7 protein-coding genes and 3 tRNA genes are annotated in these 8717 nt (G+C 61.8%); 9 read left to right on the top strand and 1 reads right to left on the bottom strand.

Features of this window, described 5'->3' with window-relative positions; all coding sequences use genetic code 11:
• Positions 1-294: 294 nt before the first annotated feature.
• Positions 295-1194 (top strand): hypothetical protein, encoded by a 900-nt coding sequence (locus AC5RV6_RS11225; protein WP_494007370.1) that lies wholly within the window; start codon positions 295-297, stop codon positions 1192-1194.
• Here AC5RV6_RS11225 and AC5RV6_RS11220 read toward each other — a convergent pair.
• Positions 1191-1934: a DUF6270 domain-containing protein gene (locus tag AC5RV6_RS11220; RefSeq protein WP_494007369.1), complete on the bottom strand. Its 744-nt coding sequence runs from the start codon at positions 1932-1934 to the stop codon at positions 1191-1193. The two genes, AC5RV6_RS11225 and AC5RV6_RS11220, sit on opposite strands and share 4 nt — an antisense overlap.
• A 195-nt stretch (positions 1935-2129) precedes the next feature.
• Here AC5RV6_RS11220 and AC5RV6_RS11215 point away from each other — a divergent pair, with 195 nt between their 5' ends.
• From AC5RV6_RS11215 to AC5RV6_RS11180, 8 genes are all read left to right on the top strand, one after another.
• Positions 2130-2900, top strand: a complete 771-nt coding sequence (locus AC5RV6_RS11215; RefSeq protein WP_494007368.1) for a fumarylacetoacetate hydrolase family protein — start codon at positions 2130-2132, stop codon at positions 2898-2900.
• The gene (locus tag AC5RV6_RS11210) at positions 2897-3508 is read left to right on the top strand and encodes a hypothetical protein (RefSeq protein WP_494007367.1); all 612 of its coding nucleotides are present in this window, start codon (positions 2897-2899) and stop codon (positions 3506-3508) included. Before AC5RV6_RS11215 ends, AC5RV6_RS11210 begins: the two co-directional genes overlap by 4 nt.
• A gap of 80 nt (positions 3509-3588) precedes the next feature.
• Positions 3589-5106: a glutamate--tRNA ligase gene (gene gltX / locus AC5RV6_RS11205; RefSeq protein ID WP_494007366.1), complete on the top strand. Its 1518-nt coding sequence runs from the start codon at positions 3589-3591 to the stop codon at positions 5104-5106.
• A gap of 5 nt (positions 5107-5111) precedes the next feature.
• On the top strand, positions 5112-5831 hold the full coding sequence (locus AC5RV6_RS11200) for an HAD family hydrolase (RefSeq protein WP_494007365.1): 720 nt from the start codon (positions 5112-5114) through the stop codon (positions 5829-5831).
• Between the two features lie 117 nt (positions 5832-5948).
• Positions 5949-6020, top strand: a tRNA-Gln gene (locus tag AC5RV6_RS11195).
• A gap of 48 nt (positions 6021-6068) precedes the next feature.
• A tRNA-Glu gene (locus AC5RV6_RS11190) sits at positions 6069-6141 on the top strand.
• 140 nt (positions 6142-6281) lie between these two features.
• Positions 6282-6354 (top strand) — tRNA-Glu (locus tag AC5RV6_RS11185).
• A gap of 198 nt (positions 6355-6552) precedes the next feature.
• On the top strand, positions 6553-8697 hold the full coding sequence (locus tag AC5RV6_RS11180; RefSeq protein WP_494007364.1) for a glycosyltransferase family protein: 2145 nt from the start codon (positions 6553-6555) through the stop codon (positions 8695-8697).
• Positions 8698-8717: the final 20 nt, after the last annotated feature.

Genomic DNA, 8717 nt, shown 5'->3' with positions numbered 1-8717 from the left:
TACTGCACCCGGGAGGGTGTGGGAGAGTAGGTCACCGCCGGACAACCATTAACAGTGAGGGCCCCGCACCGACGCGGGGCCCTCACCCATTTAACAACCCCGGTCCGCGCTTGCCGGCAGGATTAGTTCGCTGATTTGCCAGGCCATACACTGGATGTGTCCAATGCCTCGCTATCTGGACCTGGAGAACCGCGTTGATGTAGAGATAGCGTTCTCCGGCCAAAGTCGTTTGGGCAGAACCAAAGTAGAGATCATGGGGTGGCCTAGTTGGGTTTGATGCGTCGTACATATGACGTGAGTAAATACAGAGCCGTTGACTATCACAAGTTCGGCTCCTTGGAGGAGTTCTTGTCGACGCCAATCAGGGATGGCATCTCGGAGCTTGTGATCGGCGACAGGGTGCTGCACTTGAAGTTCGAGTACCGTGGAGCGCCGACGACGCTGGTTCACTTCCCCGCTGCCATTCCCCCAAAGGGTTGGGATACGTATCCCGTATTCATGGGCAAGCGTCTGGCGGAAGGGCAGCAGGTGAATCTACTTGCACTGTCGGATCCCAACATTTCACTGCCCGGCCGCCCAACTACAGGCTGGTTCGCTGGCAGTTCGGGCCAGAATCTGCAGGACGGCGCCCTCCGGGACGTCATCGTTCATGCAACCAAGGCAGGCGTCGAGAACCAAGTGATCCTCTTTGGATCTTCCGCAGGAGGATTCGCTGCGCTTTACTATGGAGCTCAGATTCCGGAGTCCGTGACGATCTGTATCAATCCCCGCATAGATCTGAAAACTGAGCCCACGAGATTCTATGCGTTTAGCGAGTTTGCTTACCCTGGATTGGGACCGGAGGAGCTGCACGCACGGGTGGAGACCTCCGCGGCAGCGGGGTACCGAAACGGTGGTGGAAATACCGTTGCCTACGTCCAGAACGTTCAGGATCGTCTCTACTTTGAGGGCGGCCTGGTGCCCTTCCTTCAGGAAGCGGGGAGCGTCGAGAACGTGTGGGTTTCGTTGATCGACTCTGGGCCTGGTCATCGTATTCCAGAGTTCTCGCTGATTACCGCAGTGCAGGATGCGCTTATCAGCTGTGCTCCGGACTGGTCAGCCGGGCTGGCAGGGCTTGGTTACCGGAGGAATCCCTCGCTCGAGGATGTCCTCGCTGCAAGAGACGATGTGTGCGCCCCGGTCTCTTCGTCCTAAGAGTCAGCGATGGATGTCTGCGGCAGGGCGTCCAACGCCTGCTGCTTCATCCAGTGGTACGCCTCATCGACATAGTGGTATGGAGAAGCGCCCCACTTGTGTGTGGCTACGGACACGGCAAGGTCGGCCGGCAGCGTGCGGGTTGCGACGCCCTTCTCACGAAGATACGCGTAATAGCGAGCGTAGAGCTCATTCGCTTCGTCGGCCGTCCAGCCACGAAATCTAGGAACCAGTTCGCCGTTGTCCGTATAGTCCGTCCAGGGCGCTTCGAAAAGCAGTGTTCGGTCCAGTAACCCGAGATTTTCCAGCTTCTCAAGGAACGAGTCGGCCGCCTGGGTCCAGAGGGCGAAGTGGGCGTCGGTTCCGAATTTGATACCAGCAGCCGGCCGTTCCAGAGTGTGGATGAGTTTGGTTTTCGCGAGTTCGACGGAACGGGTGATGTACGTGCCGCCGGGGAGTCTGTAGACCCCAAGCCTTTCGCTGAGAATGTCGAAGAGGAACAGGTCGGTATTCTCTGCGTACTTAGTCAGCGTTGGGTGGAGCGACGACGCCAGGTCGCCCTTCACCGACCGATCTTGGAAGTTCTCCGTTAGACCATTCGTCTTGATGCTTGTCGTCGGCTTCGACGCCGCGCTGATCAGGGACTGGCGGGCTACGTACTGAACCAGCCGATGCTCGTCCTTCATATGCTGAAAGGTGTCTCTGGTGACGCAGCCGCCATAGATAAAGATGTTCGCCAACTGGAGGTCTCCCGGTTCAAGATCGTGCCGGGCAATCCGTTGCTGCCGGTCCGCTGTTCGTCTCGACGGCCTTCGCTACGGGCGCCAGTACCGTCATGGATTCTGCTTCAAATGCTACACGCAGCTGTTGGTCGGTTCTGTGTCGCCGCCGCCTAGGGATCGTGAGTGGCGAGGCCATCTACTAGGCTTGCAGCTATGCGTATTGCCCGATTTGTACATGAAGGAGATCCCACGTTCGGCGTGGTCGATCCCGGTGATAACCCCGCCGAAGTGGCCGTCATCAAGGGGGACCCGTTCTTCTCCGGCGTCCAGCTGACGGGTGAGCGGCACAAGCTGGAGGACGTTCGCCTCCTGGCGCCGATCATTCCCCGCAGCAAGGTGGTCGGTATCGGCAAGAACTACGCCGACCATGCCAAGGAAATGGGGGGAGAGGTGCCGGCCGCGCCGCTGATGTTCCTGGTGCCCAACACCGCGGTCATCGGCCCCAACGATCCGGTGGTCCTGCCCGCCTTCTCGGATGAGGTGTCCTACGAAGCCGAGCTCGCCGTCGTCATCGGGCGCATCTGCAAGGACGTTCCCCTGGAGCGCGTGGACGAGGTCATCTTCGGCTACACGTGCGCCGACGACATCACTGCCCGGGACGCGCAGCGGACCGACGGCCAGTGGGCCCGGGCCAAGGGCTTCGACACCTCCACTCCGCTCGGTCCCTGGATCGAGACGGACCTCGACGTCGACGACCTCGCAGTGCAGGGCCGGCTCAACGGCACCCTCGTGCAGGACGGGCGGACCAGCGACATGATCTGGGGCGTCCGTGAGCTGGTCTCCTACGTTTCGCAGGCGTTTACCCTCCTCCCCGGCGACGTGATCATGACCGGCACTCCCGCCGGCGTCGGCACGCTCACCGAAGGCGACCGCTTCGAGGTCGAGGTCGAAGGCATCGGACGGCTCACGAACACGGTTCGTTGATTTCCGGCAGGAACGACGCCGGGCGCCCCGCGGGGCGCCCGGCTGCCGCTGTTCCCGCCGGCATCACCTGGGCCGTGCTGCTGTTCGCGGCGCCCTTCGCGGACATGAGCGGCTGGCCCGCTGTTGTCTGGGGGACAGGCGCCGCGCTGCTCATCGCCGCTTTCCCCTGGCTGGTGGTCACCGTCCTGGACCGCCGGGGCGACCTGCGCTCAGGGCTGCGCCGACTCGGCGCGCCGCCGGTCATCCTGGGCGCAGCCGGCGCGGGCTTCGTTCTGCTGCGGGTGATCCTCTGGCTGGACGGACCGCGGTCTCTGGCCGCCGTCATCTTCGCAATGATCACCGCCTATGCGTTCCTGCTGCTGATCGAGCGGGTACGTCCGCTCTCCTGGCGGACCGTCAGCAGCGGTGCCGCCGTCGGCATCCTGCCGGCCCTCCTGTACTCCGGGTGGGGCTACGGCGCCGCGGCAGCCGGCGCGGTCGCCGCCGTTGTCGCCCTGGCAGCTGCTGTGGCAGCGGAACGCCACCGCGGCGCAGCTCTTGCGGCAGCCGGGCTGGGTGCGGCCGCCGGCGGCGGTGTCGGTCTCTGGCTCCTGAACATGCCGCTCTAACCCAGGGAGCGGCGCTGGACCGGCGGCGTCGGCACGACAGCGCAGCGGGCCGGATGCCGGGAGACTAAACTGGGTACATCATGACTACTGAGCCTTCCTCTCTCGCGTCCCTGCCCACCGTTGACGAGAACACCCCGGTCCGGGTCCGCTTCTGCCCGTCGCCGACGGGCACCCCGCACGTCGGGCTGATCCGCACCGCACTGTTCAACTGGGCCTACGCCCGGCACACCAAGGGCACCATGGTGTTCCGCATCGAGGACACCGACCGGGCACGCGACAGCGAGGAAAGCTACCTGCAGCTCCTCGATGCCCTCAAGTGGCTGGGCATCACCTGGGACGAAGGCGTGGAGGTCGGCGGGCCGCACGAACCGTACCGCCAGTCCCAGCGCGGGGAGATCTACCAGGACGTGATCGCCAAACTGCGCGAGGGCGGCTGGGTCTACGAATCCTACTCGACCCCTGAGGAGATCGAGGCGCGGCACCGCGCCGCCGGCCGCGACATCAAGCTCGGCTACGACAACTACGACCGGAACCTCACCGAGGAGCAGATCGCCGCATTCCGCGCCGAGGGCCGGGAGCCGGTCCTGCGCCTCCGGATGCCGGACGAAGACATCACCTTCAACGACCTGGTCCGCGGCGAAATCACCTTCAAGGCCGGCACCGTTCCCGACTTCGTGGTCGTACGGGCAAACGGGGCTCCGCTCTACACCCTGGTCAACCCGGTGGACGACGCGCTCATGGACATCACCCATGTGCTGCGCGGTGAGGACCTGCTGTCCTCCACGCCGCGGCAGATCGCCCTCTATCGGGCCCTGATCGAGGTCGGCGTCGCCAAGTACATGCCGCTGTTCGGCCACCTGCCGTACGTCATGGGCGGCGGCAACAAGAAGCTCTCGAAGCGCGATCCGGAATCGAGCCTGTTCCTGCACCGTGAGCGGGGCTTCATCAAGGAAGGCCTGCTGAACTACCTCGCCCTGCTGGGCTGGTCGCTGTCCGCCGACGAGGACATCTTCACCGTGGACCAGCTGGTGGAGAACTTCGACATTCACGACGTACTGTCCAACCCGGCCCGCTTCGACCTGAAGAAGGCCGAGGCCATCAACGGCTCGCACGTCCGCATGCTCGAGCCCGAGGATTTCCGGGCCCGGCTGGTGCCCTACCTGCAGCAGGCCGGCCTGGTGGGGGAGACCCTCACCGAGCGCGAAGCGGAAATCCTGCGTGAGGCCGCCCCGCTGGTCCAGGAACGCATCACCCTGCTCGGCGAGGCGCCGGACATGATGGGCTTCCTGTTCAAGGCTGACGACGAGATCGAAATCGCCGACGACGCGCGCAAGGGCCTGCCCGCCAACCTGGCTGAGGCGCTCGACGCCGCCCTCGCGGCTTTGGAGCCGCTGGAGGACTGGACCGCGGAATCCCTGCAGGCCGCGCTGCGTCAGGCGCTGGTCGAGGAGATGGGGCTGAAGCCCCGACTGGCCTTCGGCCCCGTCCGCACGGCCATCTCCGGGAAGCGCATCTCCCCGCCGCTGTTCGAATCCATGGTCATCCTGGGCCGCGAGTCGTCGCTCGCCCGGCTGCGTGCCTTCCGGGCGCAGGCCTGAGTCCCTTGACGAACGCCGGAGCGGCCCACGGGGTCCTGTTCGACATCGACGAGACCCTGGTGGACCTCTACGCGGCCATGGGCAGCACGCTCCGCGCGATCAGCGCGGAGCGGCTGTCCCATTTCTCGGAGGAGCAGTGGCAGGCGTACCACGGCCTGTTCACGTCGGATCCGAAGGGCTATTACGACTCCTATCTTGCCGGGGACCTGTCCTTCACGGAGCAGCGCATCCTCCGTGTTCAGTACGCCGAGCAGGCTTCAGGACTTGACGGGCTGGACGAGGCCGCCGCATCCGCCTGGAACGAGGAGTACGACGCGCTCCTGCCGCTCCATTTCAAGCCCTTCGCGGACGTGTTCGCCTTGTTGGACCTGCTGGAGCTGCGCTGCATCCCTTACGGGGCGGTCAGCAACAACGTCGCCGACTACCAGCGTGCCAAGCTGGACGCGGCCGGGTTGAACCGGGTCGAGATCCTGGTGGGCATCGACACTGTGGGGGCCGCGAAGCCCGATCCCGCGATCTTCCTGGAGGGCGTCCGCCGGCTGGGCACCGAACCCGGACGTACGCTTTACGTGGGGGACAACCCGGTGGTCGACGCCGAAGGTGCCTGCGCGGCGGGACTGCGGGGTGTCTGGCTGGACCGGACCGGTGCTGCGCTCCGGGAGGCCAGGGAGCCAGGGTTCCCCGTGGTCACCTCCTTGGCCTCGGTGCCGGATCTGCTGTACTGAGGCCGGGATCACACCCCGCTCGGTTTTGCGCGGAGACCGATCCTCGTGTAGAGTTAATACTCGTTGCTGAGGGGTTGCAACGGAGGCAAGTGCTCCGAAAAGACCCGGCAGAAACAATGGGATATGGTGTAATTGGCAACACAACGGTTTCTGGTACCGTCATTCTAGGTTCGAGTCCTGGTATCCCAGCGCTGATTGTTCAGGTGCATACTTGAAGCGATACGCAGCAATAGCAGCGGCCCCATCGTATAGCGGCCTAGTACGTCGCCCTCTCACGGCGGTAACGCGGGTTCGAATCCCGCTGGGGTCACATTGTGAAGCCGGCTCCGGACATTGTCCGGGGCCGGCTTTTTCTTGTCTATCTTCCTCCGGACTGAGAGCTGCTGGATTTCTCTTTCTCATGTGGATGTGGCATACTTGTTAACGCCCGCGGAAACGTGGGAAGTATATGGCCCCATCGTATAGCGGCCTAGTACGCCGCCCTCTCACGGCGGTAACGCGGGTTCGAATCCCGCTGGGGTCACGAACCACAGAAGGACGGCTTTGGGAATTTCCCAAGGTCGTCCTTCTTTGTTGTAGCTGTCTGCCGCCGGCATTTCTTCAACCAAGGCTCTAACAACAGCGGATGACGCTGGCGAGATGCTACTTTAGATACAGCTTTGCACCCTCCGGTGTAGCTGACTTGTTCATAAGATGTTCTCGCACCACGTTAGGCAACATTGTGAAGATCGCGCTCTACGACGGAATTCTGGAAACCCACGTCGCGCAGTCTTTGGAGCGTGCGTTGACCAAGCGCGGCCATCAAGTCATCAATACCGGGAAAGTAGGCAAAGGGTTCGCTTACCCTCAGGACCCCGCTACAGTAGCTCAGCTGGAGGCCGTTCTCGATGAGGTCCTGAGCCAAGACCCGGATGTAATCTTCGTGTTTAGGCCGGCGAGCCTTCCTTTCGGTCTTCTGCGCCGAGCCCGGGCCTCCGGAGCGCGGCTCGTTGCCTGGTTTTCAGACGATCCTGTCTTATGGAACCTGTCCTACGGCCCAGGGATAGAGTTCTATGATCTTGTCCTACATTGCGGAAATTCCGAGGTTCTCTCGTTCTATGAACGGAAGCATGGCCGGCCCACCGGTATAAACTTCCCCTTTTGGACAGACAACGTGGCGTTTCCTAGAGTTTACGGAACGAACGAGACGCAGTATGATGCTATGTTTCTCGGTAGCGTGCGAGGGCAAGTCAGGAGTAAAAGATATGCAGCCCTTGCGGGCCTAGAAGCCCGGGTACGAGTTTTTGGCTCAGTAGACGAAGACCCTTTGGGCCTTTGGGGCGGCTACTTGGATTCTGATGAAGAGGTTGCTGATGCGGCATCACGTGCCCGTTTTGGGGTGAGTATACCGCAAGTCTTTTCGGATCACTCTGGCATGCCTACCTGGTTTCCGGGCCTAGGTGATCTCTCCTTCTTTCAGTATCCCAGCAGGGTGATTCAGTACGCTGCCATGGGGCTGCCGATTATCGCCATGGTTCCTGACGCTACGCACTTAAGCTCTTTTCCTGAGATAGTCTGCGCAAGCGATGCCGATGATTTAAACCGCCAGGTGCGGCGCTTGGTTTCGAATTCGGACTTGGCGGACTTAAGTGCTAGGACCCATAACCGCTTCGAACGACATTTCTCCGCTGATGCACGAGCCATTGCTTTAGAGGCGTTGCTTGGGGACGAGGTGCATTGGCGAGGCATGAGTGTTGAGGAGAGAACTAGTCTTTTTACAGAATTTCAGCCAGAGGGCAGTGCTGGGGACAGTAGATCCGCCTTAGCCGGGGGTCTTGCGACGAGACCCCCGGAGGAAAGCACCACCGAGTCGGTACTTGCATCACACCTAATGAACGTGCCCCGACCATCCAGGTCTCTTAGGGTCGCAGTTCTAGGCGTCGGATGGGCTGATGAGCTGTCGGACGTTCGCACGTGTGTGCGGGCCCTGACTTTGCTCGGGCATAAGGTCGAGACCATCAACCCTCACACTGTCCCGCATCTGTTTAGTGAGGGCTCACAGACGGGTTCAAAGCTGAGTTTTGATGCCGCGGGATATGCTGCAGAGAGCCAGAGCCTGCCCGATGCATTTTTCTTCATCGGCGACTGGGTATCTATCATGCCTAGGGCTGCACTGGATCTGGCAGACGCGGGTTGTCTCTTGGTGCATCTTTCATCTACACCGAAGCAGGTTGACCTAGCAGTGCAACGCAGGGCTGCACTAATGCATTTCACCTCATTTGCGAATGCATCGACGGTCGCAGAGCTTCGGGGCTTAGGATTTCGGAATGTGGGCTACATGCCGAAGCTCGTTGACCGGGCATTCGTCTCAGAGTTGCTAAAGCTTCCTCCACGTCCGAACGCCGTAAGCATTTTGGCGGAGCGCCCGTCAGACTTGGAGCGGCATGAGGAGCTGTCCGCGGGATGCGCTGCTGTGGACAGGAAGCTCTCCATACGCGGAGACGGCGTTTCCCGCGCAACGTTGGCGTCTGTGGCAGAGGTCTGTCGGGCTGCCACCGTGATCACATTGCCCACCTCGCTGAGTAAGAAGACCGCGTTGGTCCCTGGGCTCGGTTACGCCTTGTTCAGCGGGTCCAAGGTTGTGATCGTTCGGGGATCACTTAGTGCGTCATCAGGAAATAGTCTCACAGGTATTGTTCAGGTCGCCAACGGTAAAGAGCTCCGGGAGAAGGAGAAGCGCTTTCTGACCGTAGGAACGGGGGCAGATCGTCTGCGCGGGCAACGCTTGCAAGGGGCGATTCATGAGTTTTCCGCCGAGGAGCGATTAAACGACGTCCTCGAAACACTACTCACTGAAGACAAAGCAGCTGCAGAACCGCGGCCTTGATGTTAGAAGTGGTCAGGGAG

The sequence above is a fragment of the Arthrobacter saudimassiliensis genome (assembly GCF_059090665.1).
This window is presented reverse-complemented; position numbering and strand designations above follow the sequence as displayed.